At 48.6% G+C, this 23,232-nt stretch carries 18 protein-coding genes; 12 read left to right on the top strand and 6 right to left on the bottom strand.

Annotation, left to right across the window (positions count from 1 at the left end; translation table 11 throughout):
• Nucleotides 1-3: 3 nt before the first annotated feature.
• Both FHW36_RS24520 and FHW36_RS24515 read right to left on the bottom strand, forming a co-directional pair.
• On the bottom strand, nt 4-438 hold the full coding sequence (locus FHW36_RS24520; protein ID WP_145673067.1) for a GNAT family N-acetyltransferase: 435 nt from the start codon (nt 436-438) through the stop codon (nt 4-6).
• A 12-nt stretch (nt 439-450) separates the two neighbouring features.
• Nucleotides 451-891 (bottom strand): carboxymuconolactone decarboxylase family protein, encoded by a 441-nt coding sequence (locus FHW36_RS24515; RefSeq protein WP_145673066.1) that lies wholly within the window; start codon nt 889-891, stop codon nt 451-453.
• 79 nt (nt 892-970) lie between these two features.
• Here FHW36_RS24515 and pdxR point away from each other — a divergent pair, with 79 nt between their 5' ends.
• Nucleotides 971-2,446 (top strand): MocR-like pyridoxine biosynthesis transcription factor PdxR, encoded by a 1,476-nt coding sequence (gene pdxR, locus FHW36_RS24510; RefSeq protein WP_145673065.1) that lies wholly within the window; start codon nt 971-973, stop codon nt 2,444-2,446.
• Between the two features lie 6 nt (nt 2,447-2,452).
• On the opposite strand, the gene FHW36_RS24505 is transcribed toward pdxR, so the two are convergent.
• Nucleotides 2,453-5,068, bottom strand: coding sequence for a putative LPS assembly protein LptD (locus FHW36_RS24505; RefSeq protein WP_145673064.1), 2,616 nt, complete (start codon nt 5,066-5,068; stop codon nt 2,453-2,455).
• Nucleotides 5,069-5,336: 268 nt separating this feature from the next.
• On the opposite strand from FHW36_RS24505, the gene FHW36_RS24500 reads away from it, so the two are divergent.
• The 11 genes from FHW36_RS24500 (at nt 5,337) to FHW36_RS24450 (ending at nt 20,850) form a co-directional block, all read left to right on the top strand.
• Nucleotides 5,337-5,918 carry an RNA polymerase sigma factor gene (locus FHW36_RS24500; RefSeq protein ID WP_186452583.1) on the top strand — a complete coding sequence of 194 codons (582 nt, stop codon included), beginning with the start codon at nt 5,337-5,339 and terminating at the stop codon, nt 5,916-5,918.
• Nucleotides 5,919-6,289: 371 nt separating this feature from the next.
• Nucleotides 6,290-6,517: a DUF6922 domain-containing protein gene (locus FHW36_RS24495; RefSeq protein WP_145673061.1), complete on the top strand. Its 228-nt coding sequence runs from the start codon at nt 6,290-6,292 to the stop codon at nt 6,515-6,517.
• Between the two features lie 435 nt (nt 6,518-6,952).
• Entirely contained in the window at nt 6,953-9,721 is a 2,769-nt protein-coding gene (locus FHW36_RS24490) for a TonB-dependent receptor (protein WP_145673060.1), read from the top strand.
• Nucleotides 9,722-9,761: 40 nt separating this feature from the next.
• Nucleotides 9,762-11,297 (top strand): hypothetical protein, encoded by a 1,536-nt coding sequence (locus FHW36_RS24485; protein WP_145673059.1) that lies wholly within the window; start codon nt 9,762-9,764, stop codon nt 11,295-11,297.
• 66 nt (nt 11,298-11,363) lie between these two features.
• Complete coding sequence (locus FHW36_RS24480; RefSeq protein ID WP_145673058.1) at nt 11,364-12,347, top strand: hypothetical protein; 984 nt, start codon at nt 11,364-11,366, stop codon at nt 12,345-12,347.
• Nucleotides 12,348-12,441: 94 nt separating this feature from the next.
• A complete protein-coding gene (locus FHW36_RS24475; RefSeq protein ID WP_145673057.1) occupies nt 12,442-13,254 on the top strand; it encodes a helix-turn-helix domain-containing protein in 813 nt (270 codons plus the stop codon).
• 266 nt (nt 13,255-13,520) lie between these two features.
• Nucleotides 13,521-14,222 (top strand): hypothetical protein, encoded by a 702-nt coding sequence (locus FHW36_RS24470; RefSeq protein WP_145673056.1) that lies wholly within the window; start codon nt 13,521-13,523, stop codon nt 14,220-14,222.
• Nucleotides 14,219-15,220: a c-type cytochrome gene (locus FHW36_RS24465; protein ID WP_246121223.1), complete on the top strand. Its 1,002-nt coding sequence runs from the start codon at nt 14,219-14,221 to the stop codon at nt 15,218-15,220. The genes FHW36_RS24470 and FHW36_RS24465 overlap by 4 nt, the downstream gene beginning before the upstream one ends.
• 35 nt (nt 15,221-15,255) lie before the next feature.
• On the top strand, nt 15,256-15,663 hold the full coding sequence (locus FHW36_RS24460) for a DsrE family protein (protein ID WP_145673054.1): 408 nt from the start codon (nt 15,256-15,258) through the stop codon (nt 15,661-15,663).
• A gap of 159 nt (nt 15,664-15,822) precedes the next feature.
• Nucleotides 15,823-18,201 (top strand): ABC transporter permease, encoded by a 2,379-nt coding sequence (locus tag FHW36_RS24455; protein ID WP_145673053.1) that lies wholly within the window; start codon nt 15,823-15,825, stop codon nt 18,199-18,201.
• A gap of 183 nt (nt 18,202-18,384) precedes the next feature.
• Nucleotides 18,385-20,850 (top strand): glycoside hydrolase family 95 protein, encoded by a 2,466-nt coding sequence (locus FHW36_RS24450; protein ID WP_145673051.1) that lies wholly within the window; start codon nt 18,385-18,387, stop codon nt 20,848-20,850.
• 67 nt (nt 20,851-20,917) lie between these two features.
• Here the strand turns inward: FHW36_RS24450 and FHW36_RS24445 are convergent, their stop codons facing one another.
• From FHW36_RS24445 to FHW36_RS24435, 3 genes are read right to left on the bottom strand one after another with little or no spacing between them, the layout of a single operon-like run.
• Nucleotides 20,918-21,304, bottom strand: a complete 387-nt coding sequence (locus tag FHW36_RS24445; protein ID WP_145673050.1) for a DUF3037 domain-containing protein — start codon at nt 21,302-21,304, stop codon at nt 20,918-20,920.
• A complete protein-coding gene (locus FHW36_RS24440; protein ID WP_145673049.1) occupies nt 21,282-22,082 on the bottom strand; it encodes a HipA family kinase in 801 nt (266 codons plus the stop codon). Before FHW36_RS24440 ends, FHW36_RS24445 begins: the two co-directional genes overlap by 23 nt.
• Before the next feature lie 45 nt (nt 22,083-22,127).
• Entirely contained in the window at nt 22,128-23,177 is a 1,050-nt protein-coding gene (locus tag FHW36_RS24435) for a winged helix DNA-binding domain-containing protein (RefSeq protein ID WP_145673045.1), read from the bottom strand.
• Between the last annotated feature and the right edge of the window lie 55 nt (nt 23,178-23,232).

Below are 23,232 nucleotides of genomic sequence, written 5' to 3'. Positions count from 1 at the left end.
GCCTTACAATTTCTGTGTAAAGTGATGGGCAGAGATACAAAATCCCTGGCGATGGTACAAGCGATGCGCCGGAAACAGCCCGTGACCGGAATCGAGTTGTACAGCCTGTAACCCTTCCTTTTTAGCCAGCTCCTTTACATGATCCAGCAGCTTCGCTGCATAGCCCCGTCCCTGGTAAGCAGGCAAACAGGCCAGATCATCTATATAAATTGTTTTACCACTAAATAATTTATGCATGTGACGGAAACCCGCAAAGGCCACTACTCTGGAAGCATCTTCCGGGTCGGCGATATAAACAATGCGGTAGTCTTCCTGTTGCATATCCCGCAGCTGCGCCAGCAGATTTTCTTTCTGCAGGTGTGGACGCAGGAACAACATTACGTCACTACAGGCCAGTAGCTCGGCATCTGTTTGGGCAGTTTTGATAATCGGCGTCATCGTGTTTTTATTTTATTGACCCGGTACCCGGTGGGTGGAAATACCAATGCGGTTCCAGGCGTTGATGATATTGATAGCCATGATCAGCTCAGAAGAACCTTTTAAACCAAATTCCTTTAACGCTTGCTGGTAGGTGGTTTCCGTAAGTCCTTCGCGGCTGATAAACGTGATTTCCTCCGTCATAGCCAGGATAATTCTTTCCGCCGGGGTGAACTGCGGCGATTCCTTCCAGGCGCTGAGCAGGTATAAACGCTGTTCGGTTTCACCGGCTTTACGGGCATCCTGTGTATGTTGGTTAATGCAAAAGGCGCAGCCATTCAACTGGGAAGCTCTTACGCGGATCATTTCCTGGTGAAGCGGGGATATGCCGGTACCTGTCAGGTATTTTTCCAATCCCAGCATAGCGGTATACGCCGCGGGATCTATCTCTTTCATTAAAAAACGTTCTTTCATCGTCGTTAAAATTATAGTGTAAAATTAGCGATGGCTGGAGTATCTTAGTAGTCCACATAACAATTGATAGGTAGTCCAGATGCTTCCATTTAAAACGCTCATTCGAACAGATAAATCGCTGAAATTGCCGGTGTACCAGCAAATTGCCAACAGGTTGATAGGCCTGATACAGGAAGGTATCCTGAAGCCGGGATCTTTTCTGCCCGGCAGCAGGGTGCTGGCGTTGCAGCTGGACCTGCACCGCAAAACGGTGATTGCGGCATATGAGGAACTGATCAGCCAGGACTGGCTGGAGGCGGTGCCCCGCAAAGGCATGATGGTGGCTACCAACCTGCCGGTGATCCGGCCCCGCAGCTTCCGGAAGGTATTGCAACCCTATGGCGAAGCCACCGCTTTCTCCTTTCATACGCCGCCGGCAGCGCCGGTGATGGCGCCTTACCCCGATGCCAGCATGCCGCTGGTTATCAACGATGGTTTCCCTGATGTACGCCTGGCCCCTCTGACGGACTGGGTACGGGAATGCCGCTCGGTAATAGAAAGCGCCCGTTATCACAAACTGTTGATGTATGGCGAGGCGGCGGGTACTACGGCCTTACGGAAGGAAATGGTGAAGTATCTCAGCAATACCCGCGGCCTTAATATCACCGCCGATCATGTGATGATTACCCGTGGCGCGCAGATGGCCATATACCTGGCGGCCGCCATGATCATTAAGCCCGGCGACTATGTGATTGTAGGTAGCCCGAATTATTTTTTCGCTGACCTGTGCTTTGAGCAGCTGGGTGCACGTTTGCTGCGAGTGCCGGTAGATGGGGAAGGAATTGATGTAGATGTCATTGAAACGCTGTGCAGTCAGAAGAAGATCCGGATGTTGTACCTGATCACACATCACCATCATCCCACCACAGTAACGCTGAGTGCCGCACGGAGGATGAAGCTGCTGGAGATTATCCGTAAATATAAACTGCCGGTGATCGAAGACGATTATGATTATGACTTCCATTACAGCTCTGCGCCCATATTACCGCTGGCCAGCGCCGATCATGGCGGCAATGTCATTTACATCGGTTCTTTTACCAAGTCGCTGGGCTTATCCATCCGTATTGGTTTTATGATAGCCCCGGCCAGTTTTGTCGCCGCTTCGGCAGAGTTACGCCGGCTCATGGACCTGCGGGGCGATAACCTGGCAGAGCAGGCACTGGCCAACCTGCTGGCCGATGGCACCATAGCCAGGCATCTGAAAAAATCCAATAAAATATACCGGGAGCGGCGCGATCTGCTCTGCGAATTACTACAGCAACGATTAGGGAAGGCCGTCACTTTTACGCCGCCTGCCGGCGGAATGGCCATCTGGTTGCGCTTCTCTCCCAAAATATCCTTAATTAAACTGGCGGAAAAAGCCCGGGGCAAAGGACTACGTATGTCGTCGGGAGAGCAGTATCACTATGGCGGCAAATCCGTGAACGGGCTGCGCTTTGGCTTTGCCTCCCTTAATAACAGGGAGCTGCGGGCAGCGGTAGCCATCCTGGAAAGTATTTTGGATACTGCGTTCTAAGCCCGGCTACTGGTCATAAAATTGCCGGCTCCGATTGAGCCGCAGGTCTTTCAGGATACTGGCCTTGGCGGCAATGGTGAAGCTGAACTGGCGGAAGGTGCCAAATGGAATAAGGTTGATGGATAAATTAAAGTCGTGCAGGTCCCGCGAGATATACATGTTCGTATAAGCGATCTGCATATTGGTGAAGTCAAAACCACTGTTCAAACCTATCTTCCATTTGGGCGTGAGACTAAAATCGCCGTTGAAACTGATATACTGGGTCACTCTTTTTACCACGCCACCGGAATCGGGAATAATGGTGTTGGTATAGGCGAGGCTATAGGAGAGATCTATACGCCACGGAATATCAAAGTCCACGTACTCACCGGGATTAGCACGCACCATAGCCAGCTGCCGCTGTTGTGCGGCAAACGCAGCATCCTTGCTTTGCGCATTTTGGATAGAGTCCATCGTTTGCGTTTTGGCATTGCCTTTTTTGTCCTTCGATTGAAAGGAGGTACTCAGGGAGATGCTGGCGTTGGTTAAACGCCCCAGGCTGATCTTGCCCTGCTGCCAGATGAGCTTATCGATCCGGCGGCCGCGGGCATCGGTTTGATAAGGATCCAGGTTACCGCTCGCGGAGATGTTCAGTTTATCAAACAGGTTGGTACGGGCGTAAATGGCGAAAGTCGATAGTTTAAAGGAGTCGGCTACCAGGTTGTAGTTACCATTGATACCGAAACCATCCAACAATTTGACTTTCTTCTCGTGGTTGCCGGTGGTGTCTTTCCGGGAAAATACCTTCATCTCCAGGTTATTGTCCAACCCGAAGTTGATACCGCCAAAGGTACCGGCAGATGGTCCGCCTATAATCGCTCCATCGAAGTCAGACATTAAGGTTTTATCTCCCGCCTTATTATACTGTACCAGGCGGTAATAACTACCGGACAAATCCGGGCGGTAGCTCATGCCCAACGTAGGACGCATTACATGGCGGATGGCCTTTATTTTGGAATGTTTGTTAAACGTGTACATGCCATACAGGGCGGTCGACAACGACATGCTGGTGCTTACGTCGCGTGCGGTGAAGAAGCCGGCCTGGTAAGTAGTATCCAGGGCGCCCTTGTCGCCCGTGCCCAGGTTAGGTTTGTTGGGATTCCAGTTACGGATAAATTTCTTGGTGTACCAGTATTCTGAATAGTTAATCCCCGGCGATAAAGTAAATGTTTTAAACACCGGGATAGAAAAAGAGATAGGCACACTATGCTGCATTCCCGTTTGCATGGCATCCAGCATGGCCTGTTTACCAAACAGCGAATCCTTGAAGTTGGCCTGGTTGCGCAGTACACCATTGTAGGAAATCCCTATTTTCTCATACCACTTAGGCTTGCCTGCCATTTCCTTCGGCTGAAAAGGATAGATGGTATTTACCGTGAAGGTCGCGTCCGGGAAGGAAATCGACACATCGCGGGTGCTCAGGTTCTGCGAATGGTTCAACCCCATCGTCAGGTTATAAGGCTTGCCTATCCAGCTTTTGGAGAAGGTGATGGAAGATCCGATATTGTTATTTACACGTGTGTTATAGTCGTATACGTTATAGCGGTTATAAGATGAAGTACCAAAGTTAACGGCGGCGCCAAAGTTAACACCAGGGCGGGCTTTGCTGTCCATGCTATGATTCCAGGTAACCCGGAAATCTTTGGAGGTGCTGAACTCCGACTTTACCGCCGGATCGCCAAAGCGGGTATTGGCAAAGCTGAGGTTCAACCCACCGTTGTACTTGTACCTTTTCCGGTACGTGGGACTGGCCGTCAGGCTCCAGCTGCCGTACGAGTATACGTCTCCCCGCATCGTAAGATCGAAATGCTCGCCCAGGCCGAGGTAGTAACCGCCATTTTCCAGTCCGATTCCTTTTTGTTGGTTCACCACATACTGTGGAGGCAGGATGCCGGAGCGCTGCCCCTGTGTAATGGGGAAAATGGCAAAGGGGATAAAGAGGGGAGTGGGAATCCCTTCAATTTCCAGGTTGGCTGGGCCGGACACCACCAGTTTATCGGGGATGATTTTTATTTTCCGGGCGCGGAATTGAAAGTGAGGTGTGTCGAGGTCGCAGGTGGTAAAAGTATTTTTAAAGCCGAAGATGGTATTATCCGCCATGTGCTTGGCCTGCTGGCTACCTACGTAAGCTTCTCCATATTTAGAGCGGGTGTGGTAAATCTTGGCTTTGCGGGTACCGATGTTAAACTGGATGGTATCGGATTCGAAGCTCTGTCCGTTGTCGGTCATAACGGGAAGACCTATGGGTTTACCAGTGGTATCTTTCCATTTGGTGGCTTCTACCATACCGGTTTGCTGGTCTACCAGCATGCGTTCGGCGGTGATGCTGGTATTTTTGTATTTCGTGTCGGTGTTACCATACAGGAGCATGCGTTTCTCGGGTACCAGCATCACGATAGAGTCTTTTGCCTTATAATGTATGGGTGCATCTATGCTATCTTTCGATGCCCGGGGCAGGGTATCGGGTGGCAGGGTATCTGCGGTAGTCATTGGCAAACGTGCCATAATGGTGTTGGGCCTGCCTGCGGCAATAAGCAGGAGGACAATCAGGAACCCTGAAAGAAGCTGGCAAATAAATCTCATGTATGTTATTGGATGGCATCCGTGGCGCGAAAATAGTACCGGAATAGCTGAGTTTGTCTTGGTCCCCACTTACCAAAAGGATAGTAATAGGGGATTTCGGGGCAGGCAAGGGGTGAAAGCTGCGATGGTAGCGAGGTTGTTGCAGTTGGTAAAGAAAAGTTAACTTTTTCGGGGAATCGTTAAGCGTAAGCGGGAGCCGGCCGTATACTTCATTTTGCCGGCAATGATTTTTGGCGTATCTTGGTTGTCCTCAATTAACTCCAACGTTATGCATGATAACGAACTATGGTACTCTTATAAAGAAGGGGATGTAAAAGCATTAGAAGGATTATATGAACAATATTATACCCCGCTCTCCAATTATGGATTCAGATTTACTCCCGACAATGTTTGTGTAGAAGAGAGCCTGCAAGACCTTTTCCGCAAGCTTTGGCAGAACCGGGAAGGAATTACCAGTCCCCTGGTGGTAAAGCAGTACCTGTACCGTTCCTACCGCCGTATCCTGTTGCGCCGCCTGGAAGTGCCTTGCCGGCATGAAGAAGAGTTTGCCGGAGAGCATATTCCCTTTAATGTAGAAGTAGCCGGGGAACACCCTATGGTAGGGCAGGAGCGCATGGCCGTCTTACGGAGTAAGATCAGTACTTTAATGGGTATCCTGAGTAACCGGCAGCGGGAAGCGGCCTTCCTGAAATACTATGAGGGCCTGTCGTACGAGCAGATTGCGGAGATCATGCACATGAACATCACCGGTACCTGTAAGCTGATTTATCACGCCCTGGAGCGTTTAAGGGAAAAAGTAGGCGATTTTACCCTGTTGGTGTTACTATATATCCTGAAGAGAAAAGTCTGAACGGTGTGGCCTGTTGAGCCGTAAAAGGAAGCAAGCGCTTTTGGGGAACGGGCAATGGGGAGTGTATTGGTGGTCTTCTTTTGGGGAACGTACCGGAATATAACGGCGCTTGCTTCCGGGTACAAATGTCTATCTAATATTATTCGTTATCAAGGGGATAAGTGCGTGAGTTTTTAAATACGTATTTATACTTTTTTTTATGTCGGCTACTTAGCCCATTGTTCATACATTTTAGCAACAACGAGTATACGGTTATTGAAATACCTGTGCTGTAAGAGATATCATATTCACCTTGCGCTTTCTATACAGGAATATCCGCAAATATTAGGGGCCATCACAAAGGGAAAAAGGAGAATGAATACCTCCTACAAGTGTACTATGATATTAAAGAGGAAAAAGCGAGGCAACATGCAGCGATGAAACCCGATCTTGCGAAATTCCGTCCGGTATTATTTTGGGACACAACAGTAGATAGAATTGATTGGGTTCAAATGAAGCGTTGGGTCATTCAACGAGTACTGGAACGGGGCACAGTGGAAGAAATAAAAGAATTGACTCGCTTTTATGGAAAGGAAGAAGTAGAACATTATCGTAAATGATATCTATGTAAATGCTCGATCTTCATCGTCAACGTTATCCCCATACTCATGACTCTGCTCTTATACTGCGGAACTTTACAGATTTTTCTTTTGCAGACGATGAGCCTGACCCAATATGTTTACAAGGAAAGCATTGGGAGTTTATCAGGTATGAGATTGCGGAAATGGTTGCGCCCTATCAATAGTTACTGATAAATACCGCCTACAACAAAATATTCCCAACACTTGATGAATTTCCAGTACAGAATCTCTCCAGAATGATTACAGATTATCTGCTAATACGGTTATCTTGCCCTTTTACCATCCTGTTTTACATGAGGTTTCAGAGTGCCGGTTATTAACTAATTATTACCTTATAATTACCATTCCATTAATATCATTATAGCCCCTGTCATCTGAAAAGAAATCAAATTTCCTTTGCAGAAATTCTACCGGATGATAAGAACGATACTCATCTCCATTTTACTTTTTTGTAGTATATCAACCGTCTTCAGCCAACAGGCTGACATTACCCTGAAGGGAAGCATCCTGGATGCACAAACCAAAGAACAATTACCCGGGGCCACTATTCGTATTGCGGAGTTGAAACGTGCCGGTGGCGCCAGGCTGGATGGTACATTCAGCATAGATAAACTACCTGCGGGTACTTATCATTTGCAGGTGTCTTACGTGGGATACCAGACGCTGGATACGACCATACATCTTATTGCTAATAGCTTTATCGGACTGGTATTAAACAGCAATGCAAGAGATCTGAAAACGGTCAATATCAATACCAAACGTAATGCAGAATCATCGCAGGCGGCGAAGAAAGCAGAAATGCTGGCGGGTAATGTGATGAACATTGTTTCTGCCAAGGCTATACAACTATCGCCTGATATTACTATTGCCAACGTATTGCAGCGTGTATCTGGTGTGTCATTAGAGAGAAGCAGCAGTGGAGATGGCCGCTACGCCATTATCCGCGGGATGGACCAGCGCTATAACTACACCTTGATCAATGGCGTAAAGATACCCAGCCCTGATAACAAGAACAGGTATGTGCCGCTGGATATTTTCCCGGCCGATCTGGTGGAAAGGGTAGAAGTAAATAAAACACTCACGCCCGACATGGAAGGCGACGCCATTGGTGGAACTGTGAATATGGTGATGAAGAATGCGCCTGATCACCTGTACCTGAATGGTAGCCTGTCTACTGGCTACAGCCAAACACTGCTGGAACGCCCTTTCGATTATTTTCCTACCGGCGCTATCAATAAGCAGTCGCCCTATGAAATACATGGCCCCAATTACCAGGCGCAGCCAGATGATTTTACACGCGATAACCTGAATTATACGAAGAAATATTTCACTCCCAACGCCATTGGTAGCTTGTCGGTGGGTAACCGGTTTTTTAACAATAAGCTGGGTATTATGCTGGGCGCGTCTTATCAGCATACGTATAAAGGTTATCACAGCATTTTTAACCCGGGTGAGTATACCGACAAGGATAATGCTGATGGCTACCTGTTTATCAAGCATGCTTACCAGCGTGATTACTCTACGGCTATTACACGAACAGGATTGAACGCTAAAGTGGATTACCGCTTTAATGAAAACAATAAAATCAGCTTATATTCTTTCACGGCCATACTCGAAGAAGCACAGGCACGAATTGGCCGGGATACCTTACCATACACCCCTCGTACCGGCGCTGGCACCGGGCAGGTGTGGTATAAGTTCCGTTCCAAATACCAGCGTCAATCAATCAACAGCACTACCCTGCAAGGGGAGCATTGGTTATTATCACAGCATTTGCAGTTAAACTGGTCCGGTGTATATGCCAAGGCAACCAATCGCATACCTGACCTGACTGAATATGGCTATGATGGCGGATTTTACGCTGATGGTACCCAAAAAGATCCCTACCTGCATCCCAATATTGTACAGCGCTATAACCGTACCTGGTGGAAAAATAACGACCGTGATTATGCCGGTTATGCTAATGCTGCTTACTATGCTACTATTGCTGAGCTGCCATTCAAATTTTCATTGGGCGGCATGTACCGGGCCAAGCACCGGGATAACTTCTACCAGAACTATAACATGGACAATGTGGCCGATGGTTCCGGGTTACAGCAATGGGTGGATATTTATCATTTCAAGTGGGGTGTGATTAATCCTGCCGGTTCCCCGGCAGAGGCGAATAACTATCGCGCTGATGAAAATGTAGCGGCCGGGTATGGCATGGTTAAATTTACCATCCGGAAACTGGAAGCGATTGTAGGGGTGCGCGTAGAGAATACGGACCAGCAGTTTGATACCGATGTGCCTCCCACCCAGGCCGGGAAAACAGGATCTATTAATTATACTGATGTGCTGCCCAGCGTGCATTTGAAATACCTGCTCAACAGCCGTACCAACCTGCGTTTGTCTTATTTCAGTTCCATTAGCCGCCCGGGCTATTTTGAGATTGTGCCTTACAACTTTACCGGCGACGAATGGGATGAAAGAGGTAATCCCATGTTGAAACATACTACCGCCAATAACTTCGATTTTCGTTACGAATTCTTCCCTAAGCCAGATGAGCAGCTGTTGATAGGTGCCTTTTACAAGAATATTCAAAACCCGATTGAATATGGGTTTTCACAAACCGGTGTACAAAGTCAATTGGTATATCAGCCTGGTAACTTCGGCGATGCCACCAATTTTGGTTTTGAGCTGGTGTACGAAAAATATATCCGCAACTTCGGTATCCGGGGGAATTATACATATACCAACTCGTCTATCGAAACATCTAAGCTGAAAACGTTTAACCGTACTTACATTGATCCGGCGCCACTGGAAAAACGTCCATTACAGGGGCAGTCTGCACATATTGCCAACGTATCCCTGCTGTACAAGAATCCTGTGCTGGGACTCGATATGCAGCTGGCCTGGCAGTTCACGGGTAAACGTATTGTATTGGTATCGCCTTATTATGGTATGGATTACTGGCAGAAAGATATGAACCTGTTTGATATCTCTGCAGAGAAGAAACTGAATAAGCACTTTGTCGTATTTGCCAAAATACAGAACCTGTTGAATACACCTTACCAGGTGTATATCAAGGCTGTGGCGGATAACCAGGCATTGATCCCCTCTGCGCAAAAAGGCAATGAAACCCTCTCCCAGAAGGACGTATATGGCCAGAACTATCAACTCGGAGTACGATTTGTCCTTTAATATAATTCAATAACATCTTTTAAATTTTCAAGCGAAAACTATGAAAAAGATCTTCTTTAAAAGTGGTCTGATTGCCCTGACAGCGCTCTCCGTCATCTCTTGTAAAAAGAGTAGCGAGCATGTGGAAATTTCCAAACCACTGGTGATCGTTGGACAAACCATCAGTGATACCACCTTGCCAAAGCTGGATGCCAACGGTAATGCTATTCCCCTGAAAGGTACTATGCTGGCTGGTAAAACCTATCATATCATGTCTGATGTAACCATTAATGAAGGTGATACCCTTTACCTGCAGCCAGGTGTAAAGGTATTGGTTCATGGTGATGGTAAAAGCCCGCAAACCAGTCCCGCGTTTTTGGTAAATGGAACACTGGTGAGCGATGGTACCAAGGATGCGCAAAACTGGTTTACCGTATATGAAACCAGCACTGTGAAAAAATCAGATGCTACCTATAAAGATGATGCTGGCAACGACCCTGCTTTCAAAGGCTATTGGGGTGGTTTCCAGTGTGGCGCCAATGCTAAATTGTTGCTGCTCCGCTGGACACATGTGGAATACACTGGCGGCGCCTGGGGCGCTAACGCAGCAGATTATGGCGCTACTCCCGGCGATGCACGCTACACTATTTTCATGAACAGCAAAGGCGGTACCCTCGGCAGCCTGATCGTAGAAGATTCCTGGTTCTATGGCGCTAAAGATGATGGTATCCGTCCGAATAACGTATACATGAGCCTGATGCGTAACACCTTCACCAAAATAGGTGCCACCGGTGGTGAAGCTGTTAACATCAAAGATGGTGTAATCGGCGATATGGCATATAACTTCACTTATGGTATTGCTACCAACGGTCTGAAAACTTCAGGATCTACCGGTAAAAGCTGTATGGTAAACATCTACAACAATACCGTAGTAAACTGCGGTTTCAGACAAACCAAAGCTACCCGCAATGGTTCTATCAATACCGAAACCAACGCAGGTGGTTACATCTTCAACAACATTATCGTTAACTGTAAAGCCGGTTTAAGGATTTCTTTCCACTCTGAGAAAGGTAAGCCCAGCGATACGCTGAATACCCTGTACAACAATAACCTGACCGCCATTGGCAGAGGTTATCCCATGGGTGGTGCAGAACAATACATGGTGTTTATCGAAGCTAACCAGTTTACCCTGAAGCAGAGCAACGACCTGAATGGTTACACCAACGGCCCTATCGCTGCCGACGGAACTAACGCAGGTACCAACAACCCTAACGATTCGTTGAAGTACGATCCCCAGTTTATTAACTATGATATGGCGGCTATGAGCTTAGGTACCAATTACCGTATCTACCAGATCCCTGCAGGCGCCGACTTTCACCTGAAATCCGGCTCTCCTGCCATTGGCGCCGGCGTATACGCTGGTGGTACCGGTAAGAATGCTATCCCGGTGAAGCCAGGCGCTCCGTTGCTGACCCAATACGGTATTCCGATGAAAGTAGTAAAAGCCGGCAGCACTTTCGGTGCTAACACTACTGGTCCCAATAAAGACCTGGGCGCATTTCCGACAGATAACACCGGTAATCAACATACCTATTAATTTCTATACCTGACACAAGAAAAAGGACGTCTTTGCACGTCCTTTTTCATTTTAATTTCTTAAAAAATGAATTGCGTTTATTCCTGCCTGTTACTATCCGGAATGGCAGCCTTAACGGCCGCCTGTGGTAAGGATAGCAACAAGGTAACCAACCCACCCAAAGATACCACTGCGGTAGTTGTGGATACTGTGAAAACCGCCAATTATGATTTGGCATTCCTCAGTCCCTGCACCCTGTTTATTGCCACGCCGCAAGTGGTGGCAACGGAGCGCCAGGACTACGAGGAATTGTCAGGCGTAGCAGCCAGTCATGTGTACCCGGGATTGTTGTATGTACATGAAGACAGTGGTAATTCCAATGAAGTATATGTAACCGACAGCAAAGGCGCTAATAAGGGCACGCTGGTACTGGATGGCATCGTTAACCGCGACTGGGAAGATATTGCAGCCGGACCGGGGCCGGAAAAAGGGAAGCAGTATATCTATGTGGCAGAAATCGGCGATAATGATGCTGCTTACCGCAGCGTGTATGTATACCGTTTCCCCGAGCCGGATTTAGCAACCGCCAATGCCAATACCGTTATCCACATTACCGCCATGGATAAAATAGAGCTGGTATACCCACAAGGCGCCGTGAATGCTGAAACCTTGTTACTGGACCCGCTGAACAACGACTTATATATTGCTACCAAAGAAGTGGGTACCAGTATGTTGTATGTGGCCCGTTATCCACAATCTACCACTGCCAAAACCACGCTGGTGGCGCTGGATAAGCTACCTTTTGATCATCTTACGGCCGGTGATATCTCTGCAGATGGTACAGAAATCCTCCTGCGCAATACCGGGCAGATCTGGTATTGGAAGCGGCAACCTGGTGAAACTATCTGGGCGGCGTTGTTGCGCAAACCCCAGGATGCGCCCTACGCCCGCAACGAAAGACAGGGAGAAGGTATTGGCTTTGCCGCTGATGGCAGCGGTTATATCACCGATTCAGAAATTAAGAAGTACCCGGGCGAAAAGGTGGCCTTGTCGTTTTATAAAAGAAAATAAATGTACGGAAGCGCCGGGTAGCTTATTTGCCTGAAAAACGAGTAAAGCTGGAGAAATTTCAGGACCTTTGGGGCGTACTTCAAAAAGCCAGTGTATGTTCAAGGTGCAATCTTTTCAACCCCATAGGTTGCTACAGGACTACATCGTTTCTTACCTGGTTCTGGAGAGCGATTTCCAGGAAACAGGTTTTCGGGAAATGATCGTGCTGCCCCATGTGATGCAAAGTCTCACATTCAACATCGGCACGGCCCAGGCGGTGTATGACATCACTCACCAGGAATATCCTGCTGCCTGCAGTATTACAGGCCCTAACTATGATGTGTGTGAACTACGCATTATGTCTGGTTTTAAGCAGTTGGTGACCAACCTGAAGCCCGGCGCCTGGTATAAACTGTTCAGGATATCTTCCCTGCCATTCTGTAATAAAAGCGGCGATTTATCGGTAATACTCGGGCCACAGGTAGCAGAGATGAGCACCCGGCTTAAAGCAGGTGCAAATGAAGAACAGCAGGTGCATATACTGGAAGCTTTTTTACTCCAACAGCTGTGGCGGGAGAAAAAGTATGCCAGGAATATAGATGAGGCCATCCGGCTGATCTTTGCGGCAGATGGCAATATTTCCATCCGGCAGTTGGAGGCCGGCGTGTTTATGACGAAGCGCACATTGGAAAGAAATTTCCTGGAACAAACCGGGCTTCATCTTAAAATGTTTTGCCGGGTGGTGCGTTTCCGTAAAACCATTGAGTACATTGAGCGGGAGCGGTTTCCCCAGTGGAGCCTGCTGGCGCAGAAATTTGGCTACAGCGATCAAACACATTTCATCAACGAGTTCAGGTACTTTACTCATTGTTTACCTCACGAATACCCCGGTTTCCGTAGTGACCTGGAGCAGGCAATGGGGTTATAAAAATTGTCACTTTTTTCCGATTACCCCCTTGCTAATTTTGGTACTTTTATGCCACTTATACTTCACATGTTAACGTGGTGAATCGATGTATATCAACCTGTTTCCACATTAACGAGGTCGAAAACACATCGCTGATATTTTTGACCAATCCCTGGAAAGCTACCGGTTTCTAATTAAATGTACTGGCCTGATCACACTGGGCACAGCGGTAGCTGCTTGTGCCATGAGCAAATCTGTTCTATTCTGTTCATCTAAACTTCCATCGTATGAACGACAATGAAAATGGAGCCACCAACCGTCGGGATTTTCTCGGCAAAATCATTGCGGGCGCCACTATCCTGGGTATGCCAGCTATGGTTCCTTTTGACCTGCACGCGGCCATGCCCCAGGAGCATATGAAGATGACTACTAACACTGCCGATGCCTGGATGAATAAAATCACGGGCAAACACCGGATGGTGCTGGATGTAGTACGCCCCAACGAAATATTTCCTTTTGCCTGGTCCCGGGTATTTTTATTAACCAATAGCGCCACCGGTACGCCGGAAAAAGACTGTGGGGTAGTGGTGGTATTGCGGCACGCCGGTATTCCTTATGCCATGAAAAGTGAGCTATGGGAAAAATACCATTTTGGTGAGATGTTCAAAGCGGATGACCCGCTTACTAAGGCAGCTTCCACCAGGAACCCGTTTTGGGAACCTAAGGCGGGCGACTTTAGCGTACCGGGTATAGGCAACGTAGCCATTGGCATTAATGAATTACAGGCCAGTGGGGTGATGTTCTGCGTATGCAATATGGCCATAACGGTATATAGTGCAGTAGCTGCGCAACAAATGTCCCTCGATCCTGCCGTAGTGAAAAAAGAATGGATGGATGGTATTTTGCCAGGTATCCAGGTAGTGCCTTCCGGCGTTTGGGCGGTAGGCCGGGCCCAGGAAAAGAAATGTGCTTATTGCTATGCAGGATGAAACGTATACCATTGCAAACCAGGCCGATGCTTCATGTCCTGGAAATAGTGTTGTTTGCCGGACTGCTGTTTATGGTGATCTACCACTTTTTTTACGGAAGCAACGGGCCACGCGAAAAACAACGGGCGGCCACATTAGTGTGGATAGCCCCGGATACTGCTACCATTCCTCCTACAGCAGACGGTGATCTGATCCGGTATGGGCGGGAACTTATTGTACATACGGCTGTTTACCTGGGGCCTCATGGTTCCGTGGCCAGTATCAGCAATGGCATGAATTGCCAGAACTGCCACCTGCGCGCGGGTACCCAGCCCTTTGGAAATAACTACGGCAGCACTGCCAGCACCTACCCTAAATACAGAGCCAGGAGTGGCGGCATGGAATCTGTTGAAAAAAGAGTGAACGACTGCTTTATCCGGAGCCTGAATGGCCAGGCCCTGGATCCCGACAGCCGGGAGTTAAAAGCAATTGTTGCTTATATACACTGGCTGGGAAAGGATATCCCTAAAGGACACCGGCCGCCGGGAAGTGGTATAAGAGACTTGCCGTACCTGGCAAGAGGTGCTGACACCGCCGCCGGCCGAAAGGTGTTTCAACAGAAATGCCAGCGTTGTCATGGTACTAATGGCGGTGGCATGATGAGGCCCGACGACGCTGAATTCCTGTATCCCCCGTTGTGGGGAGCAAAGAGCTATAATACCGGAGCAGGAATTTACCGCCTGTCGAGGTTTGCCGGGTATGTAAAATATAATATGCCTTTCGGGACAAATTATAGCAACATACAGCTCAGCGATGAAGAGGCCTGGGATGTAGCGGCATTTGTGAATTCGCAGCCACGCCCCGTGAAAGCATTTCCCGCGGACTGGCCGGATATAGGCTCCAAGCCGCCCGATCATCCCTTTGGCCCCTTCACAGATACTTTCCCGGTATCACAACATAAATATGGTCCCTTTAATCCTATTGTATTGGCGCACCAGGGCCGATCACGCTTTAAGTAATATCCTGGTTTATTTTTCACCGAAAAAATATGATCATGAAAAAACTGTTGTTAATATTGGCACTTTCGTTGGGAGGCAGGTTGTTATATGCACAAAGCGACTACAAAATAGTATTTGATATTACCAGTAAGAATATGGACGATCAAAATGCCGTAGTGCGCCAGGCGAGCAGTATCCTGAAAGCCAATCCAGATGCACAACTGGAAGTGGCAGTATATGGTGAAGCATTGGATATGGTGCTGAAAGATAAATCTAAAATAGCACCCGGTATTACAGACCTGATCAATAAAAAAGTAGCAGTGAAAGTTTGTGGCATGACCATGAAAAGAAATAATAAAGATGCATCTCAACTGATACCAGGTGTGGAGATGGTGCCGGATGCCATTTATGAAATTCTTACCCGGCAAAGGCAGGGTTGGGGATATATAAAAGTAGCGCAGTAAGCTGTCCGGAACTGAACAGGAATAGTATCGAAACCGGACATATTGTAAATTGGGGTAATTTTATAGTGGTTGATCTTGAGATACCTGTGTGCTGGCATTGCGTTAGTGCAGCATAACGGGTTTTGCGTGAAGGTTCACTGTTAAATTATTCTGTTGTCAATGCTGAAAAACTACCTGAAAATTGCCTGGCGCAATCTCTGGAGAAATAAAATCTTTTCCCTGATCAATGTACTGGGCTTAACGGTGGGACTTACCGCCTGCTTCTTTATTTTCCTGTATGTACATTTTGAATTGAGTTACGATCAATTTCATGCAAAAAAAGATCGTATTTACCGGGTGATCTGTGATGTGAAAACGCCCAGCGAAACCATCAAAGGAGGTATTACCCCCTGGCCATTCGCGCCCAATATGCAGCGCGACTTCCCCGAGATAGCTGCATTTACCAGGGTTAGTACCGCTGACCTGTTGGTGAAAAAAGGGAATGTCAGTTTCCAGGAAGATCAGACATTGTTTGCAGATTCTTCGTTGTTCCGCGTATTTGATTTTAAGCTGTTGAAGGGAGATCCCGCCACCGCGCTCCGCGATGTAAACAGCATTGTTTTAAGTGAAACCGCTGCCAAAAAATATTTTGGAAATGCCAATCCCATGGGGGAAACCGTATTACTCACCGGCGACCTGATACCCTCTACCGTGACTGGTGTAATGGCCGATATGCCGGAAAATACCCAGCTAAAGGCAAATATGCTGGTGTCGATGTCGACCCTAACGAAACTTAATCCCGGGTTAGATAAATCCTGGGGAAATTTCGGCGCCACTACTTTCCTGCTGCTGCAACCCAATGTGAGCGCTGATGCGCTCACTGCCAAGTTCCCGGATTTTATAGAGCGACATAACGGTAACGAACGAAGGAAAAGCAAGATGTTTTACACGGTGGCCCTGCAGCCATTGGCAGATGTATACCTGAATACCACCTACGGCGCCTATGTAAATGGCAGCAGGAACAATGTGTACATCTTTACCGTAATCGCTTTGTTCATTCTCTTTATCGCTGCTATTAATTTCGTTAACCTTACTACTGCCAGGTCGGTAGAACGGGCCAAAGAAATTGGTATCCGTAAAGTAGTAGGGGCTACGCGACAGGAGCTGCTACGACAATTTATCGGAGAATGCCTGCTGTTATGCCTGATGGCGTTTGTGCTGACACTGGTACTGTTTTCTGCCTTGCTGCCCGCCTTCAATTTGCTGGCTGGCAAAACGATCAGCCATGGGCTCATCGCGGAACCTGTTTATATTGTCATCCTTTTACTGGCGGCTATCGTGATTGGGCTGCTAGCCGGTATTTACCCCGCATTGGTATTATCCTCCTTTAAGCCGATTATGGTGTTGAAAGGTCGTTTCTCTACCAGTTCTAAAGGCACCTTACTGCGCAAAGGGCTGGTGGTAACACAGTTTGCGATTTCTATTACCCTCATTATCGGTACTATCATTGTGTACCTGCAAATGCATTATATGCATAACAAAGACCTGGGCTTCAGTAAAGAGCAGGTGTTGGTAATTGATACCCATGGCGACCCGGCAAGAGATGCTTTTAAGAATGCAATCAGTGGTCTGCCAGGGGTAACGCATACAACCATGTCGTCTGGAATTCCCGGTGGCAATACGGAAGGTGCTTATACAGAAATACAAAATAAGCAGGGCGAAATGCAGGTGGCTAACCTGGACTTATATTTTGTAGATTATGACTTCATTCCCCAGTATAAGATTAAGCTGGTAGCGGGCAGGGGATTCTCCAGGGATTTTGGAACAGATACTACCCATGCGATGGTGGTGAATGAAACGGCCGTTAAGCTACTGGGCTACTCCAAACCAGCGGAAGCAGTAGGCCGGTCTTTCCGGCAATGGGGCCGGGAAGGCACCATTATAGGAGTGGTAAAGGATTTTCATTTCCGCTCTTTACAGGAAAACATCAAACCACTGACTATGCGTATCGAGCCAGGCGGCTGCGAAGTGCTTTCTATCGTAGTAGCACCCGGCAATCTGCAAGGTACGTTGGCAGGTATTGAAAGTAATTGGAAGACATTGATACCCAACCGGCCTTTCAGCTACTATTTCCTGGACAAATTTTTTGACCGGCAATATCGTACCGAAGAAAGGTTTGGCAAGTTGTTCTTCAATTTCGCCTTGCTGGCCATCCTCATTTCCTGCCTGGGATTATTGGGACTGGCTTCCTACAGTGCTTTACAACGCACCCGTGAAATTGGTATCCGTAAAGTAATGGGCGCCTCGGTAACGGATATCGTAAACCTGTTGTCGAAAGATTTTCTGAAACTGGTGTTCTTATCGTTTTTAATAGCCACGCCGCTCGCCTGGTATAGCATGCATAAATGGCTGGAGATATTTGCTTACCGGATTAGTATTGCCTGGTGGGTATTTTTGGTATCCGGTGTCATTGCATTCGTGATTGCCATTGCCACCATCAGCTACCAGGCCATCAAGGCAGCGCTGGCAGACCCCGTGAAGAGTATGCGGGCAGAGTAACTTTCTCAAGATATTATCAATACTACAAAAGCCGGGAAATTTATTCCCGGCTTTTGTACTTATTAATGGTTTATTAACCCTTTACTATACTACTATGCCTTTATTTGCAGTTGTAAATAAGTTGTTGTTTATTGTATCTTATCCACCGGGAACCCGGGAGGTTACTGTTTAACTATGATATCTATGTTAAGAAAAGTAAAGAAAAGTATATCCATTTATGTAATTCTGTTGATGACCGCTGCCCCTGCGTGGGCGCAGGAGCAGTCGTTGAAGTTATGGTACAGCCAGCCGGCCGGCACCATATGGGAAGCGGCCTTACCGGTAGGCAATGGTCGTTTGGCAGCCATGGTGTATGGCAATCCGGCGGAAGAACTGATACGGCTGAACGAAAACACCGTATGGAGCGGTAGTCCTAACCGCAACGAAAATCATCATGCGCTGGCAGCTTTGCCGGAAGTCAGGAAGCTGATATTTGCCGGGAAGATGAAAGCCGCCGCCGAACTGGCGGCCAAGACGATGCAATCGGAGCAGATCAATGGGATGTGCTACCAGCCGGTAGGCGATCTGCAACTGCATTTCCCGGGACATGAACAATACCAGGGTTATTACCGGGAGCTGAACCTGGAAAAGGCGGTGGCTACTACTGCGTATACGTTTAATGGCGTGAGGTATACCCGGCGGGTGTTTGCGTCTATCCCCGACCAGGTAATGGTAGTGCGGCTTACCGCAGAAGAGCCCCGCAGTATCTCCTTCTCGGCTGCGCTGCATAGTTCACAGCAATCGCGTGTAGCCGTTAACGGTAGCGACGAACTGGTGTTGTCGGGCGTGAGCGGCGATAAGGATGGTGTACGAGGTAAAGTGAAGTTTCAGTCGCTCGTTAAATTCAAAGTAAATGGTGGTAGGGTGTCCACGGCGGGCGATTCTATACAGATCAGCCGGGCCGATGATGTTACCATCTATATTTCCATTGCTACCAACTTCGTCAACTATGCTGATCTGAGCGCTGATGAAGGCAAGCGGGCAGTGGCCTACCTGGATAAAGTGAGAAAGAAAGACTATGAGGAAGTGCTGAAAGACCACATTGCTGCTTACCAGCATTATTTCAACCGGGTGCAATTATACCTGGGCAACAGCGATGCGGAGCGGTATCCTACAGATGTACGGTTAAAGAACTTTGCCGCGGGCTATGATCCGCAGCTGGTGGCACTCTATTTCCAGTTTGGCAGGTATTTGCTGATTGCCTCCTCGCAGCCTGGCGGGCAGCCCGCCAACCTGCAGGGAATCTGGAACCCGTTGATGAATCCACCCTGGGGCAGCAAGTATACCATCAACATAAATACGGAAATGAACTATTGGCCTGCCGAAATCACCAACCTCACTGAAATGCATGAACCGCTGGTGCAGATGGTAAAAGACCTGTCTGTTACCGGCCGGGAAACCGCTAAGGTGATGTACGGCGCCAGTGGATGGGTAACCCATCACAATACAGACCTGTGGCGTATTACGGGGCCGGTAGATCCAATTTATTTTGGCATGTGGCCTATGGGAGGCGCCTGGTTAAGCCGCCACCTGTGGGAAAAATATATGTTCAGCGGCGATAAGCAGTACCTGCAATCAGTATATCCTGCCTTAAAAGGAGCGGCGGCTTTTTACCTGGATTTCCTGGTAGAAGAACCCACGCATCATTGGCTGGTGGTAGCACCATCCATATCGCCGGAGAATAACCCGAAAGCCTATCCGGGCGTGTCTATGACGGCAGGGGCTACAATGGATAATCAGCTGGTATTTGACCTCCTGTCTAACACTATTCATGCAGCAGAGGCTTTGCATACCGATGCAGCGTTGGTGGAAAAAATGAAAGCAGTACGTAAAAGGCTGCCCCCTATGCAGGTAGGGCAGTACGGCCAGTTGCAGGAGTGGCTGCAAGACCTGGACAATCCCGAAGATAAGCATCGGCATGTATCTCATTTGTTTGGATTGTATCCTGCCAACCAGGTAGACCCGGAAAGTGCGCCGGCATTATTCAATGCGGCCCGCACGTCGTTGATACAACGTGGAGATATATCTACCGGTTGGTCGATGGGTTGGAAAGTAAATCTCTGGGCGCGTTTGCGGGATGGCAACCATGCCTGGAAGCTGATTAAAGACCAGCTCACACCTCCCGGCGAAAACAGGGGAGGAGGTACTTATCCGAATCTATTTGACGCCCATCCACCTTTCCAGATCGATGGCAATTTTGGATGTACTGCCGGCATTTGCGAAATGCTGCTGCAAAGCCAGGATGGCTGTGTACATTTGTTACCTGCTTTGCCCGATGAGTGGAAAAGCGGACGTGTAGCCGGTTTACGGGCAAGGGGTGGTTTTGAAATCAAGGAAATGGTATGGGAAGATGGAAAGCTGACAAAGGTCACTATCTTTTCGACCCTGGGAGGAAACTGCCGTTTACGCGTACCCAATGCGTTGGCTACAAAAGGGATGTTGCAGCCCGCTACCGGAACACAAACGAATCCTTTCTACCAGGTGGACGCCATTGCGCCGCCGCTTGTTCATGGGAAAGTGGATACCACAGCGACCGCTGCACTGCCCGCTACGATGCAGTATGATTTGATGACGGAAGCAGGGAAAACGTATACTTTTACCAGACCGTAGTTTGCTGTTATATATTGAAAACGGGGCTGATCAACATTGTTGGTCAGCCCCGTTTTGTTAAATAGCTTTACAATACCAGTTGTTCATGTAAGCGTTGCAGCGTATCGGCGGCGCTGCCGCTGCAAAAGCCGGGATGTACCCGGGATGTTTGTACCACGCTGCTGCGCATGGCAGTGAGCCAGCGGAAGCGGCTGGGCATATCCAGTTTGCCGATAGGGCCTCCGGCTTCGCTGCCCTTGCTGATTTCCACAAAAGCCTCCAGGTACGGGCGAATGGTGTTGATGTCTGTGTGAGGAGCAAGTGCCCGCAATTTTTCTTCGTTCAGGGTGAACATTGCCCCCAGAAATTTTTGTGGCCTGGAATAAAGGATGACGCCAACATTCAAAAATTCTTCCCGCTCTACGCTTGGTACAATGCGTATCACGGCATATTCATATAAGTGTTGTTCTTGCATGTTGTGCTTCTTTTACAAAAATTTCGGAGTAGCGGATGCGTGCCGTTAAAAATTCAAAGTATACGTCCCGGCGTTCTTCGGGAGATTCCGTATGTTGATCGCTGATGAGCCATTCATCCGGGATGATGTTGACAATACTACGTATACGCTCGGGCGTTAGTAGCAGCCGGAAGGCAGCATCTACAGTTTCCAGTTCGTTGGCTTGCGGTAGCAATACATGGTCCTTTACCTGCACAAAAGGCCGTAGGGCCTGTTCCTGCCAGTTTTGCCAGGAGTGGTGAAAGTAAAGGGAGGCGCCGTGATCTATCAGCCATAGTTCGTTGCGCCACATGAGCATATTAGTGTTGCGTGGGGTACGGTCTACGTTGGTGAGCAGGCAGTCGAGCCACACAATTTGTGAAGCAAGCATGGCAGGTACGGTGTTCACCGTAGGATCGTAGGTAGTAGCGCCGGAAAGGTAGTGCAGGGCCAGGTTGAGGCCTACGCTTTTTTTGAGCAGGTCCTGGATTTCCTCATCCGGTTCGGTGCGCCCGAAAGCGGCATCGAGGTTGGCAAATACGATTTCAGGTACTTTCAGTCCCAGGGTCCGGGCTATTTCACCACCTATCAGTTCTGCGATTAATGCTTTCACGCCTTGGCCGGCGCCTCTGAATTTCAGCGCATACAGGAAACCGTCATCCGCTTCGGCAATGGCCGGAAGGGAACCACCTTCACGCAGGGGCGTTACATAGCGGGTGACATTAACGGTCCTTAGCTGAAGTTGTATATCTTCTATCATCTAATGTGGGTTGTCGTTACTTAAATCAGCGTATTCGCGGACAAATTAACCAAATTTGTCCGCTTTGCCCATAAACGACCGGTAAGCGGCAATGGCGCGGGGCAATGCCCGCAATGGTCCGGCAGGTACCTGGGTGTCGATTTCCAGGTGGTGATGGGATATTTTACGGCTCCAGGTACCGGCGATCTGCCCTTTGTTCACTACGGTAGGTTTATAGATGCCATAACCGGTAGCAGTAATAAGAGCGGCCGGCAATACATCGCTGCGGTCTTTATACGCCACGGTATACTCGTCATAAGCCGGCAACAGCAAAGGACTGGTGGCCATTGTTTTCATGGGCATGGCGGCATCATACCAGTAAGCCTGCCCGTTGGCGATGAACGCGGTGAGCAGGTCTTTGTTCTCCTGCAATCCCATTTTGATATCGGGCATGCGCAATCCGCTCCACCATTGAAAGTCGTTGACCGTAGCGGGGCCCCGGCTACGGAAGTACCGCAGGGTGAGCCGGGTAATGGCTTCCCCGCGGGAGATGGGAGCAACAGGAGCGGCCCTGTCGTTGAGCAGGGCGTAGGTAAATTGTTTGCCCTGGCGGGGACCACTGCAAATAATGCCTTCCAGCTCTGCATGCATGAGGTGAAATCCCAGGCGGATATCATCCGTATCGATGCGGGCTTTATGCAGTAATGGTACCAGTGCGGTACGGGTCAGGGATCGACCAGCCAGCGCTTTACCCAGTATCTGGCTGCTGCGATGCAGGTCTTTATCCGTGATGCCCAGGCGGGCATGCAGGTTTTTGTTGAACGCTTTGATACGCGGGGCTGTCAGAGATAATATCCAGCGGATATCTTCCGGAGATACAAAATGCCAGGTGGGCCGCAGGATATGGGTGCGCAGGATCTTACCTTCCTGTAGGGCTGCTTCTATGGAGGCGTCGGTGCTTCCTTTTACGCGCATGCCAATGGCCCATTTGGCGCCGGCGTAATCCTGGGCCTGCATACAGCCCATCCACCATACCAGGTCGGCAGCCTGGGTAAAGGTGGGCTGGATTAATTGTTGCTGCTGCAACCGGAGTAATGCTATCTGCTGACTGTTCATATACCGAAATTATCCGCCAGGGGTGACAACCGTATGTCAGTTGGTCTGCGCCCTG

It is taken from the genome of Chitinophaga polysaccharea (assembly GCF_007829335.1).
GTDB lineage: Bacteria > Bacteroidota > Bacteroidia > Chitinophagales > Chitinophagaceae > Chitinophaga > Chitinophaga polysaccharea_B.
Note: the sequence above shows the minus strand (reverse complement) of the source record. Positions and strands in the feature narration are given on the sequence as shown.

Bases quoted from the DNA above. Each gene is read 5' to 3' on its own strand.
- FHW36_RS24520 (WP_145673067.1), bottom strand. From the start codon at position 438: ATGACGCCGATTATCAAAACTGCCCAAACAGATGCCGAGCTACTGGCC.
- FHW36_RS24515 (WP_145673066.1), bottom strand. From the start codon at position 891: ATGAAAGAACGTTTTTTAATGAAAGAGATAGATCCCGCGGCGTATACC.
- pdxR (WP_145673065.1), top strand. From the start codon at position 971: ATGCTTCCATTTAAAACGCTCATTCGAACAGATAAATCGCTGAAATTG.
- FHW36_RS24505 (WP_145673064.1), bottom strand. From the start codon at position 5,068: ATGAGATTTATTTGCCAGCTTCTTTCAGGGTTCCTGATTGTCCTCCTG.
- FHW36_RS24500 (WP_186452583.1), top strand. From the start codon at position 5,337: ATGCATGATAACGAACTATGGTACTCTTATAAAGAAGGGGATGTAAAA.
- FHW36_RS24490 (WP_145673060.1), top strand. From the start codon at position 6,953: ATGATAAGAACGATACTCATCTCCATTTTACTTTTTTGTAGTATATCA.
- FHW36_RS24485 (WP_145673059.1), top strand. From the start codon at position 9,762: ATGAAAAAGATCTTCTTTAAAAGTGGTCTGATTGCCCTGACAGCGCTC.
- FHW36_RS24480 (WP_145673058.1), top strand. From the start codon at position 11,364: ATGAATTGCGTTTATTCCTGCCTGTTACTATCCGGAATGGCAGCCTTA.
- FHW36_RS24475 (WP_145673057.1), top strand. From the start codon at position 12,442: ATGTTCAAGGTGCAATCTTTTCAACCCCATAGGTTGCTACAGGACTAC.
- FHW36_RS24470 (WP_145673056.1), top strand. From the start codon at position 13,521: ATGAACGACAATGAAAATGGAGCCACCAACCGTCGGGATTTTCTCGGC.
- FHW36_RS24465 (WP_246121223.1), top strand. From the start codon at position 14,219: ATGAAACGTATACCATTGCAAACCAGGCCGATGCTTCATGTCCTGGAA.
- FHW36_RS24460 (WP_145673054.1), top strand. From the start codon at position 15,256: ATGAAAAAACTGTTGTTAATATTGGCACTTTCGTTGGGAGGCAGGTTG.
- FHW36_RS24455 (WP_145673053.1), top strand. From the start codon at position 15,823: ATGCTGAAAAACTACCTGAAAATTGCCTGGCGCAATCTCTGGAGAAAT.
- FHW36_RS24450 (WP_145673051.1), top strand. From the start codon at position 18,385: ATGTTAAGAAAAGTAAAGAAAAGTATATCCATTTATGTAATTCTGTTG.
- FHW36_RS24445 (WP_145673050.1), bottom strand. From the start codon at position 21,304: ATGCAAGAACAACACTTATATGAATATGCCGTGATACGCATTGTACCA.
- FHW36_RS24440 (WP_145673049.1), bottom strand. From the start codon at position 22,082: ATGATAGAAGATATACAACTTCAGCTAAGGACCGTTAATGTCACCCGC.
- FHW36_RS24435 (WP_145673045.1), bottom strand. From the start codon at position 23,177: ATGAACAGTCAGCAGATAGCATTACTCCGGTTGCAGCAGCAACAATTA.